Annotated in this window: 16 protein-coding genes; 10 read left to right on the top strand and 6 right to left on the bottom strand. The window is 72.7% G+C overall.

Annotated features, from left to right (window positions below; all coding sequences use genetic code 11):
- The first annotated feature begins 17 nt into the window (after positions 1–17).
- Positions 18–776, top strand: coding sequence for a type III pantothenate kinase (locus tag GA0070621_RS21910; protein WP_091198878.1), 759 nt, complete (start codon positions 18–20; stop codon positions 774–776).
- 11 nt (positions 777–787) lie between these two features.
- Here the strand turns inward: GA0070621_RS21910 and GA0070621_RS21905 are convergent, their stop codons facing one another.
- The gene (locus GA0070621_RS21905) at positions 788–1570 is read right to left on the bottom strand and encodes a class I SAM-dependent methyltransferase (protein ID WP_091198876.1); all 783 of its coding nucleotides are present in this window, start codon (positions 1568–1570) and stop codon (positions 788–790) included.
- 94 nt (positions 1571–1664) lie between these two features.
- On the opposite strand from GA0070621_RS21905, the gene lysS reads away from it, so the two are divergent.
- From lysS to GA0070621_RS21890, 3 genes are all read left to right on the top strand, one after another.
- Entirely contained in the window at positions 1665–3173 is a 1509-nt protein-coding gene (gene lysS, locus GA0070621_RS21900) for a lysine--tRNA ligase (RefSeq protein ID WP_091198873.1), read from the top strand.
- A 113-nt stretch (positions 3174–3286) separates the two neighbouring features.
- Positions 3287–3637: a histone-like nucleoid-structuring protein Lsr2 gene (locus GA0070621_RS21895; RefSeq protein ID WP_091202717.1), complete on the top strand. Its 351-nt coding sequence runs from the start codon at positions 3287–3289 to the stop codon at positions 3635–3637.
- A gap of 523 nt (positions 3638–4160) precedes the next feature.
- Positions 4161–6698, top strand: a complete 2538-nt coding sequence (locus GA0070621_RS21890; protein WP_091198871.1) for an ATP-dependent Clp protease ATP-binding subunit — start codon at positions 4161–4163, stop codon at positions 6696–6698.
- Positions 6699–6926: 228 nt separating this feature from the next.
- On the opposite strand, the gene GA0070621_RS21885 is transcribed toward GA0070621_RS21890, so the two are convergent.
- Positions 6927–7832, bottom strand: a complete 906-nt coding sequence (locus tag GA0070621_RS21885; RefSeq protein ID WP_091202715.1) for an HhH-GPD family protein — start codon at positions 7830–7832, stop codon at positions 6927–6929.
- A gap of 97 nt (positions 7833–7929) precedes the next feature.
- Between GA0070621_RS21885 and GA0070621_RS21880 the strand changes: the two genes are divergently transcribed.
- The 3 genes from GA0070621_RS21880 to GA0070621_RS21870 all read left to right on the top strand — a co-directional run bounded on the left by GA0070621_RS21880 (position 7930) and on the right by GA0070621_RS21870 (position 9912).
- Positions 7930–8442 carry a glycine cleavage system protein R gene (locus tag GA0070621_RS21880; protein WP_091198869.1) on the top strand — a complete coding sequence of 171 codons (513 nt, stop codon included), beginning with the start codon at positions 7930–7932 and terminating at the stop codon, positions 8440–8442.
- Positions 8439–8999, top strand: coding sequence for a peptide deformylase (locus GA0070621_RS21875; RefSeq protein WP_091198867.1), 561 nt, complete (start codon positions 8439–8441; stop codon positions 8997–8999). Before GA0070621_RS21880 ends, GA0070621_RS21875 begins: the two co-directional genes overlap by 4 nt.
- Before the next feature lie 157 nt (positions 9000–9156).
- Positions 9157–9912: a hypothetical protein gene (locus tag GA0070621_RS21870; RefSeq protein ID WP_091198866.1), complete on the top strand. Its 756-nt coding sequence runs from the start codon at positions 9157–9159 to the stop codon at positions 9910–9912.
- A 40-nt stretch (positions 9913–9952) separates the two neighbouring features.
- On the opposite strand, the gene disA is transcribed toward GA0070621_RS21870, so the two are convergent.
- The 4 genes from disA to GA0070621_RS21850 all read right to left on the bottom strand — a co-directional run bounded on the left by disA (position 9953) and on the right by GA0070621_RS21850 (position 14558).
- Positions 9953–11137 (bottom strand): DNA integrity scanning diadenylate cyclase DisA, encoded by a 1185-nt coding sequence (gene disA / locus GA0070621_RS21865; RefSeq protein ID WP_091202713.1) that lies wholly within the window; start codon positions 11135–11137, stop codon positions 9953–9955.
- 142 nt (positions 11138–11279) lie between these two features.
- Positions 11280–12731, bottom strand: a complete 1452-nt coding sequence (gene radA, locus GA0070621_RS21860; RefSeq protein ID WP_091198864.1) for a DNA repair protein RadA — start codon at positions 12729–12731, stop codon at positions 11280–11282.
- A 105-nt stretch (positions 12732–12836) separates the two neighbouring features.
- On the bottom strand, positions 12837–13577 hold the full coding sequence (locus GA0070621_RS21855) for a RodZ family helix-turn-helix domain-containing protein (protein ID WP_091198862.1): 741 nt from the start codon (positions 13575–13577) through the stop codon (positions 12837–12839).
- Between the two features lie 141 nt (positions 13578–13718).
- Positions 13719–14558 carry a UbiA family prenyltransferase gene (locus GA0070621_RS21850; RefSeq protein WP_091198860.1) on the bottom strand — a complete coding sequence of 280 codons (840 nt, stop codon included), beginning with the start codon at positions 14556–14558 and terminating at the stop codon, positions 13719–13721.
- A gap of 45 nt (positions 14559–14603) precedes the next feature.
- Here GA0070621_RS21850 and GA0070621_RS21845 point away from each other — a divergent pair, with 45 nt between their 5' ends.
- The 3 genes from GA0070621_RS21845 (at position 14604) to GA0070621_RS21835 (ending at position 17951) form a co-directional block, all read left to right on the top strand.
- On the top strand, positions 14604–15356 hold the full coding sequence (locus tag GA0070621_RS21845) for a methyltransferase domain-containing protein (protein ID WP_091198858.1): 753 nt from the start codon (positions 14604–14606) through the stop codon (positions 15354–15356).
- 44 nt (positions 15357–15400) lie between these two features.
- A complete protein-coding gene (locus GA0070621_RS21840; protein ID WP_091198856.1) occupies positions 15401–16567 on the top strand; it encodes an acyl-CoA dehydrogenase family protein in 1167 nt (388 codons plus the stop codon).
- Between the two features lie 334 nt (positions 16568–16901).
- On the top strand, positions 16902–17951 hold the full coding sequence (locus GA0070621_RS21835; RefSeq protein ID WP_091198854.1) for a type III polyketide synthase: 1050 nt from the start codon (positions 16902–16904) through the stop codon (positions 17949–17951).
- Positions 17952–17993 lie beyond the last annotated feature (42 nt).

Here is a 17993-nt window from a genome sequence, read left to right as displayed (position 1 = left end):
GCGTCTAGGCTGCGGTCGTGCTGCTCTGCATCGACATCGGAAACACCAACACCGTGCTGGCGACCTTCGACGGCGACAAGCTGGTGCACTCCTGGCGGATCAAGACCGACGCCCGTTCCACCGCGGACGAGCTGGGTCTGAAGTTCCGGGGGCTGCTGGCCGGTGACGCCGTGGAGATCACCGGGGTGGCCGCCTGCTCGACCGTGCCGGCCGCGCTGCGCTCGCTGCGTACCATGCTGTCCCGCTACTACGCGGACCTGCCGAGCGTGATCGTCGAGCCCGGGGTACGCACCGGGGTGCAGCTCGCCATCGACAACCCGAAGGAGGTCGGCGCGGACCGGGTGGTCAACACCCTGGCCGCGTACACCCTCTACGGCGGGCCGTCGATCGTGGTGGACTTCGGCACCACCACCAACTTCGACGTGATCAGCGGTCGGGGCGAGTTCCTCGGTGGCGCGTTCGCGCCGGGCATCGAGATCTCCTTCGACGCGCTCGCGGCCCGCGCCGCCCAGCTCCGCAAGGTGGAGGCCACCAAGCCCCGCTCGGTGATCGGCAAGAACACCGTGGAGTGCCTCCAGGCCGGGCTCTATTTCGGCTTCGCCGGTCAGGTGGACCGGATCGTCGAGCGGATGACCGAGGAACTGGGCGAGGTGAAGGCGGTGATCGCCACCGGTGGCCTGGCCTCCCTGGTGCTGGGCGAGTGCCACACGATCACCCACCACGAACCGATGATCACCCTGATCGGCCTGCGGATGGTCTACGAACGCAACGTGTGACCCTCGGCCGGTCAGCGCCGGTGGGTGCGGAAGACGTACGTCCGGTAGGGCAGCTCGACGGTCTCCCGGCCGGCCAGGTCCGGGTGGGTGGCGAAGAGCTGCCGCAGGTCCCGGTCGACCCGCTCCTGCTCGTCCGGCGAGGCGGTGAGCCAGTACGACCGGGTGTGCAGCATGCCGACCACCTCGTCGGGCGTCAGCGTGGTCGAGTGGGCGAACTCGCCCAGTTCGACCGGCTCGAACGCCGGACCGAAGTCGCCGTACCTCTCGACCACGTTGCCCGCGTTGTCGCCGAGGTGGGCGATCCGGGTCAGCTCCGCCACCCAGGCCACCCGCTCGTCCCGGACGTTCCAGATCGGGGCGAAGGTGCCGCCGGGCCGCAGCACCCGGGCGATCTCGGCGTGCGCCGGCTCCCGGTCGAACCAGTGGTACGCCTGCCCCACCAGCACCGCGTCCGCCGACCCGTCCGGCAGCGGCACCGACTCGGCGCTGCCCGCCAGGGCCGTCACGCCCGGGGTCGCGACCGCCAGTTGCGCCCGCATCCCCGGATCCGGCTCCACGGGTACGACCTGCGACAACTCCGGCCCGCCGCGCCGCGACCCGGAGCCGTCGGAGGGCCCGAGCGCGAGCAGTCCCCGGGTGAGGATGCCGGTGCCCGCGGCCAGATCCACCACCCGGGCCGGCGCGGCCAGGCCGTCGAGGGCCCAGCGCAGCGCCTCCTCCGGATAGCGGGGCCGGAACCGGTCGTAGTCGGCGGCGGCGGCGCCGAAGGAGAGCGCCTGAGTGGGGTCCGTCATGGGCGGCAGGTTATCCCGTAACGGCCGGCACGGGGCTTGAGTACGCTCATGTGCTGACCCGCCGATATCCCGCCAAGGCTTGAGGAAGCGTGCCGTGACCGAGCAGAACGCCGTGCCAGTAGACCCCGCCGACGACCTTCCCGAGCAGATGAAGGTCCGCCGGGAGAAGCGGGACCGGATGCTCGCCGAGGGCGTCGAGGCGTACCCCGTCGGATACCCCCGGACCAGCACGCTGGCCCGGATCCGCACCCAGTACGCCGACCTGCCCACCGACACCGCCACCGGCGACCGGGTCTCGGTCACCGGCCGGGTGATCTTCGTACGCAACACCGGGAAGCTCTGCTTCGCCACCCTTCGGGACGGCGACGGCACCGAACTCCAGGCGATGCTCTCGCTGGACCGGGTCGGCGCGCAGCGGCTGGAGGACTGGAAGCGCCTGGTCGACCTCGGCGACCACGTCGGCGTCACCGGAGAGGTGATCACCAGCCGGCGTGGCGAGCTGTCGGTGCTGGTCGAGGAGTGGGCGGTCACCGCCAAGGCACTGCGCCCGCTGCCGGTGGCGCACAAGCCGCTGAGCGAGGAGGCCCGGGTCCGCCAGCGTTACGTGGACCTGGTGGTCCGCGAGCAGGCACGGCAGATGGTGCGTACCCGGGCGACCGCCGTGCGTAGCCTCCGTGACACTCTGCACGCGCAGGACTTCATCGAGGTGGAGACCCCGATGCTCCAGTTGCTGCACGGCGGCGCGGCGGCCCGCCCATTCGTGACCCACAGCAATGCGCTCAACACCGATCTGTATCTGCGAATCGCGCCGGAACTGTTTCTCAAGCGCGCCGTGGTGGGCGGCGTGGACCGGGTCTTCGAGATCAACCGCAACTTCCGTAATGAGGGCATCGACTCGTCGCACTCGCCGGAGTTCGCGATGCTCGAGGCCTACCAGGCGTACGGCGACTACAACACGATGGCCGAGCTGACCCGAAATCTCGTGCAGCAGGCGGCGATCGCGGTCGCCGGATCGACGGTGGTCACCCACGCCGACGGCCAGGAGTTCGATCTGGGCGGCGAGTGGCGGTCGGTGACGCTGTTCGGTGTTCTTTCCGAAGCGCTCGGTGAGGAGGTCACCGTCCGCACCGAAAGGTCCCGGCTCGTCGAGTACGCCGACAAGGTCGGGCTCGCGGTCGACCCGAAGTGGGGTCCGGGCAAGCTGGCCGAGGAGCTGTTCGAGGAACTGGTGGTGCCGTCGCTGCAGGCGCCCACCTTCGTGTGCGACTACCCGGAGGAGACCAGCCCGCTGACCCGGGCCCACCGCGGCGAGCCGGGACTGGCCGAGAAGTGGGACCTCTACGTCCTCGGTTTCGAGCTGGGCACGGCGTACTCCGAGCTGGTCGACCCGGTGGTGCAGCGGGAGCGGCTGGTGGCCCAGGCGCAGCTCGCCGCCCGTGGCGACGACGAGGCGATGCGACTGGACGAGGACTTCCTCCGGGCCATGGAGTACGGAATGCCGCCGGCCGGTGGTATGGGAATGGGAATCGACCGGCTCTTGATGGCGCTGACCGGCCTGGGAATTCGGGAAACCATCCTGTTCCCGTTGGTTCGGCCGGAGTAGCCGCCGCCCGTCCCCGGGTCGTTACCGCATCCTATTGACGCGGCAAGCATCGGGCAGGTTATTGTTCTCCTGGATTCGCAGGAGCACCACCCTGCTCGAAAGGAATGTGGGACGTGGCCAAGCAGATCATTCACAAGCTGGTCGATGACCTGGACGGCGGGGACGCTGACGAGACCGTCAAGTTCGCGCTCGACGGGGTGCAGTACGAGATCGACCTGTCGTCGACCAACGCCGAGAAATTGCGTGACGTATTCGCTCAGTACATCGCGCACGGGACCAAGGTCGGTCGTGGTGGGGTGGTCGTCGGCGGCCGGGCCGCGCGCGGCCGGGGCGGCGCGACAGCCGACCGTGAGCAGAACAAGGCCATCCGGGCCTGGGCGAAGAAGGCCGGCAAGGACATCTCCGACCGGGGCCGCATCCCGCAGGAGATCGTCGAGGAGTACCACGCGAAGGCTGGTCACTGATCCGACGACCCGTACCGGGCGACACCGACGCCGGACCGGAGTGCCACTCCGGGCCGGCGTCGCCGTTTCCGCCCTGGTGAGCCGTCTGTCCGGTCCGTGCGGGACGTGTCGGGCACGCCGGACGGTACGCCGTGGAACCGGGTCGGGGGCGGGAAGAAAACCGTCCCGGGGCAGGTTGTCCACAGGCGGTGGAGATGCTGTCCACAGGTTGTGGATGACGGCGGTGGCACCGACGCCGCCCGCCCCGAGCCCGGAAGACCTTCCGGAGGCCCCCGACCGGGCTTTTCCACCAGTGGTCGAATTTCGCTCTGCGCGTACAGCCAGGGGTACCGGAACACCTGCTGAGCGTGGACGGTTGTCAGAAACGACGTGGGAACGGCCTTTCGCGGGGACACACGACCTCAGCGGAGTCGGTCCGCGGCGATAGAGTAAGGAGGCACGGACGCCCGTCCCGGACGTCCGCGCACCGGCCCCGCCAAGATCTTGACCATCAAGGCGCACGGCATGTGAGGAGCACGAGGGCATGTTCGAGCGGTTCACCGACCGAGCGCGACGGGTTGTCGTCCTGGCCCAGGAAGAGGCCCGGATGCTCAACCACAACTACATCGGTACGGAGCACATCCTGCTGGGCCTGATCCACGAGGGTGAGGGTGTCGCGGCAAAGGCCCTGGAGAGCCTCGGCATCTCCCTGGAGGGCGTCCGCCAGCAGGTCGAGGAGATCATCGGCCAGGGCCAGCAGGCGCCGAGCGGGCACATCCCGTTCACGCCGCGGGCCAAGAAGGTGCTGGAGCTGTCGCTGCGCGAGGCGCTGCAGCTCGGCCACAACTACATCGGCACGGAGCACATCCTGCTCGGCCTGATCCGTGAGGGCGAGGGCGTCGCCGCCCAGGTGCTGGTCAAGCTCGGCGCCGACCTCAACCGGGTCCGCCAGCAGGTGATCCAGCTGCTCTCCGGCTACCAGGGCAAGGAGCCGGCCGCCGCGGGCACCGCGCCGGGTGAGGCCGCGCCGTCGACCAGCCTGGTGCTGGACCAGTTCGGCCGCAACCTGACCCAGGCCGCCCGCGAGGGCAAGCTCGACCCGGTCATCGGGCGCGAGAAGGAAATCGAGCGGGTCATGCAGGTGCTCTCCCGCCGTACCAAGAACAACCCGGTCCTGATCGGTGAGCCCGGCGTCGGCAAGACCGCCGTGGTCGAGGGGCTGTCTCAGAAGATCATCAAGGGCGAGGTGCCCGAGACGCTGAAGGACAAGCAGCTCTACACGCTCGACCTCGGTGCCCTGGTGGCCGGTTCCCGCTACCGCGGTGACTTCGAGGAGCGCCTCAAGAAGGTGCTCAAGGAGATCCGTACCCGCGGCGACATCATCCTGTTCATCGACGAGATCCACACCCTGGTGGGTGCGGGTGCCGCCGAGGGCGCGATCGACGCCGCCAGCATCCTCAAGCCGATGCTGGCCCGTGGCGAGCTGCAGACCATCGGCGCCACGACCCTCGACGAATACCGCAAGCACCTGGAGAAGGATGCCGCGCTCGAGCGCCGCTTCCAGCCGATCCAGGTGGGTGAGCCCTCGCTGGCCCACACCATCGAGATCCTCAAGGGCCTGCGGGACCGCTACGAGGCGCACCACCGGGTGAGCATCACCGACGCGGCTCTCGTCGCCGCCGCGACCCTGGCCGACCGGTACATCTCCGACCGGTTCCTGCCGGACAAGGCGATCGACCTGATCGACGAGGCCGGTGCCCGGATGCGGATCCGTCGGATGACCGCGCCGCCAGACCTGCGTGACTTCGACGAGCGCATCGCCCAGGTGCGCCGCGACAAGGAGTCCGCGATCGACGCGCAGGACTTCGAGCGGGCCGCCCAGCTTCGCGACAAGGAGAAGCAGCTCCTCGGCCAGAAGGCCCAGCGGGAGAAGGAGTGGAAGGCCGGTGACCTGGACGTCGTCAGCGAGGTCGACGACGAGCAGATCGCCGAGGTGCTCGGCAACTGGACCGGCATTCCGGTCTACAAGCTGACCGAGGAGGAGACCTCGCGCCTGCTGCGCATGGAGGACGAGCTGCACAAGCGCGTCATCGGCCAGGAGGACGCGGTCAAGGCGGTCTCGAAGGCGATCCGGCGTACCCGGGCCGGCCTGAAGGACCCGAAGCGCCCGTCCGGCTCGTTCATCTTCGCCGGCCCGTCCGGTGTCGGTAAGACCGAGCTGTCCAAGGCGCTCGCCGAGTTCCTGTTCGGCAGCGAGGACGCCCTCATCCAGCTGGACATGTCCGAGTTCCACGACCGGTACACGGTGTCCCGGCTGGTGGGTGCCCCTCCCGGCTACGTCGGCTACGACGAGGGCGGGCAGCTGACCGAGAAGGTGCGTCGTCGGCCGTTCTCGGTGGTCCTGTTCGACGAGATCGAGAAGGCCCACCCGGACGTGTTCAACACGCTCCTCCAGATCCTGGAGGACGGGCGGCTCACCGATGGCCAGGGCCGGATCGTGGACTTCAAGAACACGGTCATCATCCTGACCACCAACCTCGGTACGCGCGACGTCGCCAAGGCGGTCTCGCTGGGCTTCCAGGCCTCTGAGGACTCCGAGTCGAACTACGACCGGATGAAGCAGAAGGTCAACGACGAGCTCAAGCAGCACTTCCGGCCCGAGTTCCTGAACCGGATCGACGACACCATCGTCTTCCACCAGCTGCGCGAGAACGAGATCCTCTCGATCGTGGACATCATGATCCAGCGGATCGAGACCCAGCTGAAGAACAAGGACATGGGCCTGGAGCTGACCGACAACGCCAAGAAGTACCTGGCGAAGAAGGGCTTCGACCCGGTGCTGGGTGCGCGGCCGCTGCGTCGCACGATCCAGCGCGACATCGAGGACAACCTCTCCGAGCGGATCCTCTTCAACGAGCTGACTCCGGGTCAGATCGTGGTGGTGGACTGCGAGGGCGACCCGAGCAACGTCGACAAGTCCAAGCTTGTCTTCCGGGGCGCCGACCGGCCGGTGGCCGTGCCGGACGCCGTCCCGGCGGACCTCGGTGGCGCGGCCACCGCGGGAGCGGACGACGCGGCGTAACGCCGGGCGGATCTGACAAAAGGGCGGCGGCCCCGGTAGGCGAGAGCCACCGGGGCCGTCGCCTTTCCTGTCCTCGCAGTCCCGCCCGGCCGTCCCGTGCTTGATCGACTTCGGGTCGGCGATGTGGCGGGGCCGGCGGCGGCTGGAACCCGCCAGATCGGCGTTGTGGCGGGGTCGGCCGCGGCGCGAGTGCGCCGCGTGGGGACCGGCGGGGTGCCGCCGGGCGGTTCAGGGGCGGGGGAGGGGGACCGGGGGGCCGTCCCCGATCAGGCGGAAGGACTCCTCGCCGACCGGCTCGACCAGGCCGTCGGTGACCAGCCCGGCCAGCGCCCGGGCGCGTTGCACGTCGTCGTGCCAGACCTGGTCCAGCCGCTGGTGCGGCACCGGGCCGGTCGCCTCGCGGAGCACCGCGAGCAGCAGACCGCGTACCTGACGGTCGGTGCCGGCGTAGCGCTGGGGACGGCGGGTCGGACCGGCCGGCGCCTCCTGGCCGGACGCCCGCCAGGCGCAGACCGACTCGACCGGGCACACCGCGCACCGTGGCGCGCGGGCGGTGCAGACCACCGCGCCGAGTTCCATGAAGGCGGCGCTGGCCAGGGCCGCCGCGGCGGGCTCAACGGGCAGCAGCTCCTCGGTGGCGACCAGGTCGGCGGGGCGGGTGGCCGGGCCGGCGTCCGGCTCGCCGGCGATCGCCCGGCACACCACCCGGCGTACGTTGGTGTCGACCACGGGGTGCCGCTGCCCGAAGGCGAACGCCGCCACCGCCCGGGCCGTGTACGTCCCGACGCCGGGCAGCGCCAGCAACTGCTCCAGCCGATCCGGCACCTCGCCGCCGTGCCGCTGCACGATCGCCACCGCGCAGTCCCGCAGCCGCACCGCCCGGCGGGGGTAGCCGAGCCGGCCCCACATCCGGATCGCCTCGGCCGGGGTGTCCTCCGCGAGGGCGGCCGGGGTGGGCCAGCGGTCCAGCCACGCCGCCCAGGCGGGCAGCACCCGGACCACCGGCGTCTGCTGGAGCATGACCTCGCTGACCAGGATCGCCCAGGCGCCGACGCCCGGCTCGCGCCACGGCAGGTCGCGGGCGTTCCGCTCGTACCAGCGGCTGACCAGGGTGGCGAAGGTGGGCTCGGACATGGCGCTGCCGATCATGTCACGGGTGGCTTTCCCGCAGGATGGGCGGGCGGGGCGGGCCCCTCCGGCCACCCTGGGAGCGACGCGGCAGAATGTCCGGATGAACGAGCTCGCGATCACCGTCATCGGCCGGGACCGGCCGGGCATCGTGGCCGATGTCGCCGAGGCGCTCGCGGCGCTCGGCGCGAACCTCACCGACTCCACGATGACCCGGCTGCGGGGTCACTTCGCGATGACCCTGATCTGCGTGGGCCCGGCCGCCGCCGACGTCGAGGCCGCGCTGGCCCCGCTCGCCGCCGACGGCCAGCTCCTGGCCACCGTACGCGCGGTCACCCCGGACGGGCAGACGCCGACGCCCGGCGAGCCCTACGTGCTGGCGGTGCACGGCGCGGACCGGATGGGCATCGTCGCCACGATGACCCGGGTGCTGGCCGACGCGGGCGGCAACGTCACCGATCTGAGCACCCGGCTGACCGGGTCCCTCTATGTGGTGGTCGCCGAGGTCGAGCTGCCACCGGGCAGCTCCGACGAGGTGGCCGGCCGGCTCGCCCGTACCGCCGCCGAGCTCGGCGTGGGCGTCAGCCTCCGCCCGGCGGACACGGACCTGCTGTGACCGCCGAGTACGTCGGCCTGGGCGGCTGGACCCCCGACGCGCTGGCGGTGCCGGGTGAGGTACGGCCGGTGGTGGTCGCGCCCGACCCGGTGCTCAGCCGGCCCGGCCCGGAGGTCGACCCGACCTCGGACGAGGTGGTCCGACTCGCCGCCGACCTGGTCGCCACCATGCGGATCTCGCCGGGTTGCGTGGGCCTCGCCGCGCCGCAGGTCGGGGTGAGCGCCCAGGTGTTCGCGGTGGACGTCACCGGCCATCCGAAGGCGGCCACCGTGCACGGCACGTTCGTGCTCTGCAACGCGAAGGTGGTCGAGGCGTCCCGCTGGAAGGCCGGGCGGGAGGGCTGCATGTCGGTGCCCGACCTGACCGGTGACGTGAAGCGCGCCGGCCGGCTGGTGGTTGAGGCGGTGCTCCCGGGCACCGGCGAGCCCGTGCGGCTGGTCACCGACGCCTTCGAGGCGCGGGCGCTCCAGCACGAGATCGACCACTGCGCCGGCCTGCTCTTCCTCGACCGGGTGGCCAGCGCGCACGCCGTCTACCAGCGCAAGGTCTACCTCTGACCGAGCAGGGCCCGGGGTCCGTCGTGGCGCTGCGCGCCCGTCCGGAGCCGTTCGGTGATCGTGGAAAGTCGACTGTGGATGGTCGGACCGGTGCGACCGAGACGCACCGGCGCGTCGCTCCCCGCGCCGTGCGCCGCCCGACTACGGTGAACGCATCATGCGTCTGACGGTCGGCCCCCTGCCACCCGCCGTGTATTGGCGGCGTCGCGCCGTCGTGCTCGGAGCGGGGCTTCTCTTCCTGATTGTCCTGCTCTATTCCTGCACGGGTCAGGAGCCCAAGAACACCAGCGCGGACGGCGCCGGCCCGTCGGGGAAGGCGTCCACCTCGACCCCGCGGCCGACCGAGTCGGTGCTGACCCCGAAGTCCGGCAGCCCGTCCCCGACGCCGGAGGACTCCGGCAGCGGCGCGGACGGCGGCGCGGACGGCGGGCAGGGCGGTCCGACGGGTGGCGGGCAGGGCGGCCCGGCGAGTGGCGGCAGCGGGACGGACGCCTCGGTCGCCCCGGTGGTCGACGACGGGACCTGCGCCGACTCAGAGATCCAGGTGACCCCGGTGGCGCTGCCGGCCACCGCCCAGCGGGGCACCGTGGTCACCCTGCGCTTCAAGATTAAGAACGTCTCGGGGCGTACGTGCAGCCGGGACGTCGGCTCCGGCCCACAGGAGCTGTACATCAAGGCCGGTGCCGACAAGGTCTGGTCCTCCGACACCTGCGGCACCGCCCGGGAATCGGACGTGCAGTCGTTCACCCCGAACTTCGAGCGTTCCTACGAGCTGGGCTGGAACGGCCGGTACAGCAACCGCTGCGCGAACGGCCTCGCCGCCGGCGAATTCGTCCCCGCTGGCACCTACCAGCTTCTCGCGCGGCTGGACACCAAGATCAGCAAACCGGTGCAGCTGACCATCACCAACTGACCGGCGACCGGGTCGGGCAGGCCCGACCCGGGGCGGCGGCTCAGACGTACCGCTCCAGAATGGACGCCTCGGCGAGCCGGGACAGCCCCTCGCGGACGCCCCGGGCCCGGGCGTCGCCGACCCCCTCGACGGCCTGGAGGTCCTCCACCGTGGCACCGAGCAGCCGCTGGAGGCTGCCGAAGTGCACCACCAGCCGGTCCACCACGGCTGCGGGCAGTCGAGGCACCTTCGCCAGCAGGCGGAAGCCGCGCGGGCTCACCGCCGCGTCGAGAGCGTCGGAGGCGGACGGGTAGCCGATCGCCTTGGCCACCGCGACCAGGTCGATCAGCTCGGTGGCGCTGAGCAGATCCAGCTCGACCAGCGCCTCGTCGAGGGTGCGCGACTTCCGGCCGACCGGCAGGTAGTCCCGGATGACCAGGGTACGGTCGGCGTCGACGCCGGCCATCAGCTCGTCGAGCTGGAGGGCGAGCAGCCGACCGTCGGTGCCCAGCTCCACCACGTACCCGGCGATCTCGTCGGCGATCCGGCGGACCATCTCCAGCCGCTGCACCACCGCCACCGCGTCGCGTACGGTGACCAGGTCCTCGATCTCCAGGGCGGACAGGGTGCCGGAGACCTCGTCGAGGCGGAGCTTGTAGCGCTCCAGGGTGGCCAGGGCCTGGTTGGCCCGGGACAGGATCGCCGCCGAGTCGTCCAGCACGTGCCGCTGGCCGTTGACGTAGAGGCTGATGATCCGCATGGACTGGCTGACCGAGATGACCGGGTAGCCGGTCTGCCGGGCCACCCGCTCCGCCGTGCGGTGCCGGGTGCCGGACTCCTCGGTGGGGATCGACGGGTCGGGCATCAGGTGCACACCTGCCTGCACGATCCGGGTGCCGTCGCTGGAGAGCACCACCGCGCCGTCCATCTTGCACAGCTCACGGACCCGGGTCGCGGAGAACTCGACGTCCATCGGGAAGCCGCCGGTGCAGATCGAGTCGACCACCTTGTCGTAGCCGAGGACGATCAGCGCGCCGGTGCGACCGCGCAGGATGCGCTCCAGACCGTCCCGCAGGGCGGTGCCGGGCGCCATCAGGGCGAGGTTGGCCCGCAGCGGGTCCCCGCCGGTTCCGCCGACGCTCCCGGTCACGCTCACGCTGATCGGACGGGCGGAGGAACCCACGGCGCCGGTGCGGGCGTGCGGCGTCGTCGCGGTGGGCTTGGTGGCATCGCGGTCGATCGGCACGGGCACAGTCTACGGACTGCCCTGCGGTGGGTGCTCTCGTGGTTACTGTGATGTGTCACGATGTCCGGCTTCTCCCCTCGGCGAGCCGGTACGCCCGCTGTCCGGAATCGCCTGGCCGATCCCACCGTACGCTCACCGTGGGTCACTCGGCCGAAGCGCGGGCGGCAGCCTGGAGCGCCCCGCGTACGTCAGTGACCTCGATCACCCGCATGTTCTCCGGGGCCACCCCGCTGCTGCCCGGCCCGCAGCCGGGTGGCACCAGGGCCAGCCGGAAGCCGAGCCGGGCCGCCTCGGCCAGCCGGCGCGGCACCGCCCCGACCCGGCGTACCTCGCCGGTGAGCCCGACCTCGCCGATCGCCACCAGGTGCGGGGCGATGGCCAGGTTGAGGCCGCCGGAGGCGACCGCGAGCGCCACGGCCAGGTCGGCGGCCGGCTCCACCACCCGGATGCCGCCGACCGTGGCGGCGAACACCTCACGATCGTGCAGGGTCAGCCGCTCGGTGCGCCGCTGGAGCACCGCCAGCACCATCGCCAGCCGCGCCCCGTCCAGCCCGGAGACCGTACGCCGTGGCGAGCCGGCGACCGTCGCGCCGATCAGCGCCTGCACCTCGGTCACCAGGGCCCGCCGCCCCTCCATCGCCACCGTGACGCAGGTGCCCGGCACCGGCTCCGAGTAGCGGGTGAGGAAGAGCCCGGACGGGTCGGCCAGGCTGCTGATGCCCCCCTCGTGCATCTCGAAGCAGCCCACCTCGTCGGCCGCGCCGAACCGGTTCTTCACCCCCCGGACCATGCGCAGCGACGAGTGCTTGTCGCCCTCGAAGTGCAACACCACGTCGACCAGGTGCTCCAGCACCCGGGGGCCGGCGACCTGACCGTCCTTGGTCACGTGGCCGACCAGCACGGTGGCGACGCCACGCTCCTTGGCGACCGCGACCAGGGCCGCGGTGACCGCCCGGACCTGGGTGACCCCGCCCGGCACGCCCTCCGCGCCGGTGGTCGAGACGGTCTGCACCGAGTCGAGCACCAGCAGCCCCGGCTTGACCGCGTCGAGGTGGCCGAGCACCGCCGACAGGTCGCTCTCGGCGGCCAGGTAGAGCTGCTCGTGCAGGGTGCCCATCCGCTCGGCGCGCAGCCGCACCTGGCTGACCGACTCCTCGCCGCTGACCACCAGCGACGGGCTGCCGGCGTTGGCCGCCCACTGCTGGGCCACGTCGAGCAGCAGGGTGGACTTGCCGACTCCGGGCTCGCCGGCGAGCAGCACCACCGCGCCGGGGACCAGGCCGCCGCCGAGCACCCGGTCGAGCTCGCTGACCCCGGTGGGCCGGGCCCGGGCCGGCGCGGCGCTGATGGTCGCGATCGGGCGGGCCGGCTCGGCGGGCATCCGGGAACTGACCACCCGGCCGGAGACCAGCGGCCCGGTGACCGTGCACTCGACCACCGAGCCCCACTCGCCGCACTCCGGACAGCGCCCCACCCACTTTGGGGGCTGGTGGCCGCAGGCGTCGCACTCGTACGCCGGGCGTGGCTCCCGGGCGGCGCCGCGGCTGCGACCGGTGGTGGTGGCGCGGGAGGAGGTCGATCGGGGCGTGCTCACCCCAGGACGCTAACCGGACGGTACGACGAAAGCCCACCCGGAAACGGCGGCACCGCCGGCGTGGCGGAGGCCACACCGGCGGTGCCGGGAAGATCAGTCGGCGGGTCAGCCGTGGGGGCCGCCGCTCTCGGGGCCCGCCTCCTCGCGGGGGTGGACGATCGGCGAGGGCGGCGCGGCCGGGGTGAACGGTACGCCGATCGGGGCCCCGGTCCGGATGACCTGGCCGTTGCCGAAGTCGAAGGTCAGGCTGACCTGCTGGCCGCTGAGCAGCTTGTCGTTCAGGCCGACGAGCTGGAGGAAGCGGTCGCTGGCGGGGCTGAGCTGGGCGAATCCCTTGGCCGGGATCTCGATCCGGGCCGGCAGGCCGGTCGGGGCCGTCTCGATCGGGGTGGCCGACGGGGAGGCGGGCGCGCCCGACCCCAGCGCCTCACTCGGCGAGGCGTTCGGGTTGCTCGGGGTGGGCGAGGCGGAGGCCGGCTCGGTCGGGGAGTTGGTCGGGCTCGCCTGCGGGCCGCCCGCGTCGGCGCCGGTGAGCACGATGTCACGGGCGCTGTCGGTGGTGACGGTCACCGTGACCGCGGCCTTGCTGTCGTTGTAGAGGACGACGTCGAGCGGGGCGTTGGCACCCGCCTGGTAGCCCTCGGTGCCCGGGGACTGCACGTACAGGCCGCGCACCAGGAACTGGAAGTCGGGGGTCTGGACGTTGACGCCCTGCACCGACGGGACCTTGATGGCGGTCTCGGCCACCTGGCCGGCGCCACACCCGGACAGCAGCAGGCTCGCCGCCCCAGCCGTGCCGGCCAGCAGCAGGGCCGCCCGTCCGGAACCCCTGATCGAGCGCGTCACGTCGGTCCTCCTCGTCACGATCCCCACCCGGCCGTACGCCGGGCGTGGGGTGGCCATACCCGCGCAGACCGCGCTCCAGGGTAGTTGGGGCTGATCGAGGCCCGCACGCCGACCCGGCAATACCACCTTCCCGGGGGCCGGTCAGATCACCCGGCCGTTCGTCACCAGCAGGACCACGTCGAGGAGCGCCACCACCATCACCGCCCGGAAGGCGGCCACCGGCCGGCCGCCGGCCGGGGCCGCGCTCCGTCCGGCGTACCAGCCGAGGGCCGGCACCACGACGGCGACGGCGATGGCCGACAGGCCCGCCCACGACGGCGGCCCCGGTGGCCCGACGACCAGGACGACGGTCGCCGCGAGGAGCAGGCCGGCGGCGGCCAGCCGGCTGCCGGTCGGCCCCAGCCGGTGCGGCAGCCCGCGCACCCCGGTCCGCGCGTCGTCCGCCAGGTCCGGCAGCACGTTGGCGAAGTGCGCCCCGGCGCCCAGGCAGGCGGCGGCGGCCACCAACCAGACCGGGGGCGCGGGCGCGCCGGGCAGGGCCAGCACCACGAAGCCGGGCAGCGCGCCGAAGGAGACCGCGTACGGCAGCACCGACAGCGGGGTCGACTTCAGCGGCCAGTTGTAGAGCAGCGCGGACACCAGCCCGAGCGTGACGCACGCCGCCGCCGCGCCGTTGAGGGACAGCGCCACCAGCGGGGTGGCGACGGCGGCCGTGGCCGCGGCGTACCCGAGGGTTCGTCGCCGGACCACGCCGGTGGCCGCCGGTTTGTCGGTACGCCCCACCATGGCGTCCCGGTGCGCGTCGAGCGCGTCGTTGCTCCAGCCCACGGCGAGCTGGCTGGCCAGCACGGTGAGCACCACGGCGGCGACCCCGGCCGGCCGGTGCCCCACGCCGGCCGCCAGCAGCCCGGCCACCACGGTGACCGCGGCGGCCGGTTCCGGATGGCTCGCCCTGACCAGCCCTAACACCGAAGACGGCATAAGGGAAGTCTGGTCGTTACCGGGGAGTCGTGCCACGCTCGGTTCATGCGAGATGCGGCCTCGGTGTCCACTTCGCTCCGGGTGCTGCCGCCGAACGACCCACGCCAGTACGACGACCTGGCCGGCGAGTGGTGGCGACCGGACGGTGCGTTCGCGATGCTGCACTGGCTGGCCCGGGCCCGCGCCGCGCTGGTACCGCCGGCGTCCAGGAAGGACGCCGTCCTGGTCGACCTCGGCTGCGGCGCCGGCCTGCTCGCCCCGCACCTGACCGGCAAGGGCTACCGGCACATCGGGGTGGATCTCACCCGGTCGGCCCTCGACCAGGCCGCCGCGCACGGGGTGACCGTGGTCAACGCCGACGCCACCGCCGTTCCGCTCGCGGACGGCTGCGCCGACGTGGTGTCCGCCGGTGAGGTGCTGGAACACGTGCCGGACTGGCCTCGCGCGGTCGGCGAGGCGTGCCGGCTGCTGCGCCCGGGCGGTCTCCTGGTGCTGGACACCCTCAACGACACCCTGCTGGCCCGACTGATCGCGGTGGAGATCGGCGAGCGGCTGCCCACGGTGCCGCGCGGCATCCACGATCCGCGGTTGTTCGTGGACGCGCGCGCGCTGGTCGCCGAGTGCGCCAGGCATGGTGTCGAGCTGCGGCTGTGCGGGATCCGCCCCGAGCTGGGCGGGACGCTGGCCTGGCTGCTGCGCCGGATGCGCGGTCGGCCCACGGGCCGGACGGAACCGCGGATCGTGCCGACCCGGTCCACCGCGGTGCTTTACCAGGGCCACGGACGTCGGAGCGGATAGCCGGCGCCGTCGGGGTTGGAGGGTACGCCGAGAAGGGGGCGGACATGACTGTGCACGCGCTGGAGGCGGCCCGCCGGTTGACGCCGCGACTGGCCGCCCGCGCGGCGGAGCACGACCGGGACGGCACCTTTCCGGTCGACGACTTCGCCGACCTGCGGGAGGCCGGGCTCTTCGGGCTGATGGTGCCCCGGGGGCTGGGCGGGGCGGGGGCGACCTTCGCCGAGTACGCGGCCGTCGCCACCGAGCTGGCCCGGGGCAACGGCGCCACCGCGCTGGTGTTCAACATGCACGCCTCGGTCACCGGGGCACTGGGCGCGGTGACCGAGGAGCTGGCGGAGGCGCTGGGCGTACCGGACGAGGCGTTGGCCGCCCGGGACCGGCTGCTCCGCGCGGCGGCCCAGGGCGCCTGGTACGCGGTGGCGATGAGCGAGCGCGGCGCCGGTGCCCGGCTGTCCCAGCTCAGCACCGCCTACGAGCCGGTCGAGGGCGGCTGGCACATCAAGGGGAGCAAGACCTTCTGCTCCGGCGCCGGGCACCCGGACGGCTACCTGGTGGCCGCGCGCAGCACCGCCGACCAGTCGGTGGTCTCCCAGTTCCTGGTCCCGGCCGGGGACGGGATCACGGTCGAGCCCACCTGGGACTCGCTCGGCATGCGCGCCACCTCGTCGCACGACCTGCACCTGGACGTCACCGTCCCGGCCGACCGGCTGCTCGGCGGGGTGGAGGGGCTCGCCCTGGTGGTGGCCCAGCTCATGCCGCACTGGCTGGTGGCCAGCTACGCCGCCGTCTACGTCGGTGTGGCCCGGGCCGCGATCGACGCCGCCGCCGAGCACCTGAACGCGCGCAACCTCTCCGGCCTGCCGGCGGTCCGGGCCCGGTTGGGTCGGGCCGACGCGGCGGTCGCGGCGGCCGAGCTGGTGGTGGCCGAGGCGGCCCGCCGGGTCGACGAGGCCCCCGGCGACGCGGAGACCAACCGCTGGGTGTGGCGGGCCAAGCTGCTCGCCGGCACCACCGCCGCCGACGTGGCGGCGTCCATGCTGGAGGCCGCCGGCACCTCGGCCACCCGCCGGGGCCACCCGCTGGAACGGCTCTACCGGGACGCCCGGTGCGGCTCGTTGCACCCGGCGACCTCCGACGTCTGCGCCGACTGGCTCGGCGTCGCCGCGCTCGGTGGCGACCCGGACCGCGACGGCTCAACCCCTCGTTGGTGAGCGCGAGGAGTGAGCCGGTTCTGCGAGCCCCGCAGTCGGGAGCGGAAGGCGGCTTGGTGAGCGCGAGGAGTGAGCCGGTTCTGCGAGCCCCGCAGTCGGGAGCGGAAGGCGGCTTGGTGAGCGCGGGGAGTGAGCCGGTTCTGCGAGCCCCGCAGTCGGGAGCGGAAGGCGGCTTGGTGAGCGCGAGGAGTGAGCCGGGCCTGCGAGCCCCGCAGTCGCGAGCGGACGGCGGCTTGGTGAGCGCGAGGAGTGAGCCGGTTCTGCGAGCCCCGCAGTCGCGAGCGGGTGGTGGTCGTTGGTGAAGCGTGGGGATCGGGATCGAGAGGCGGGGGACATGGCCGTACCGGTGATCGCGGGTCTGGGTACGGCGCAGCCGCCGGCCGCCGCGCAGCACGAACTCTGGGAGGGCTTCTTCGCGAAGCACTTCTCCGGGGCCACCCGGGCGCTGGCCGAGCGCATCTTCGCCAACTCCGGCGTGTCCCGCCGACAGGCGGCGGTGAACCCGCTGCTGGAGGACGTCTCGGGGTGGCCGACCGAGCGTCGGATGCGGCGCTATCAGGTGGAGGCGTTGCCGCTCGGCAAGGAGGCGGTGGGCCGGGCGCTCACCGCCGCCGGGCTCGACGCCCGGGACGTGGGCCTGTTCGTGGTCTGCTCCTGCACCGGGTACGCCACTCCAGGGCTGGACATCCTGCTCGCCCGGGACCTGGGCATGGCCCCGGACACCCAGCGCATGTTCGTCGGCCACATGGGCTGCTACGCGGCCCTGCCGGGGCTGGGCGCGGCGGGCGACTTCGTCGCCGCCCGGGGCCGCCCCGCACTGCTGCTCTGCGCGGAGCTGACCAGCCTGCACATCCAGCCCGCCAATGCCCGGGTGGACACCCAGCAGATCGTGTCGCACGCGCTCTTCTCGGACGCCGCGGTCGCCGCCGTGCTCGTCCCCGGTGGCCGGGGGTACGCGCTGCGCGAGGTCGCCTCGGTCACCGACACCTCGACCGCCGACCACATGACCTGGGACGTCACCGACACCGGTTTCCGGATGGGGCTGTCGCCGAAGGTCCCGCAGGTGCTCTCGCACCACGTCCGGGGGCTGGTCGACGATCTGCTGGCCCGGCACGGCCGGACGTCCGCCGAAGTGGACGGCTGGGCGGTGCACCCGGGCGGCCCGCGGATCCTCAACGTGGTGGACCGGGAGCTGGCCCTGCCGCCGGAGGCGCTCGCGGCGTCCCGCGCCACCCTCGACGAGCACGGCAACTGCTCGTCTCCGACAGTGCTGCTGATCCTGGATCGGCTGCGCCGCGCGGGGACGCCGCCGGCCTGGATCGTGATGCTCGCCTTCGGACCGGGCCTGACCCTGTACGCGGCGCTGCTCGAGCGCACCGGCTGAGGCCGGCCCGGCCGGCGGGGCGGCCGGGCGAGCGCCGCGTGG

The organism is Micromonospora narathiwatensis (assembly GCF_900089605.1).
Classification (GTDB): Bacteria; Actinomycetota; Actinomycetes; order Mycobacteriales; family Micromonosporaceae; genus Micromonospora; species Micromonospora narathiwatensis.
This window is presented reverse-complemented; position numbering and strand designations above follow the sequence as displayed.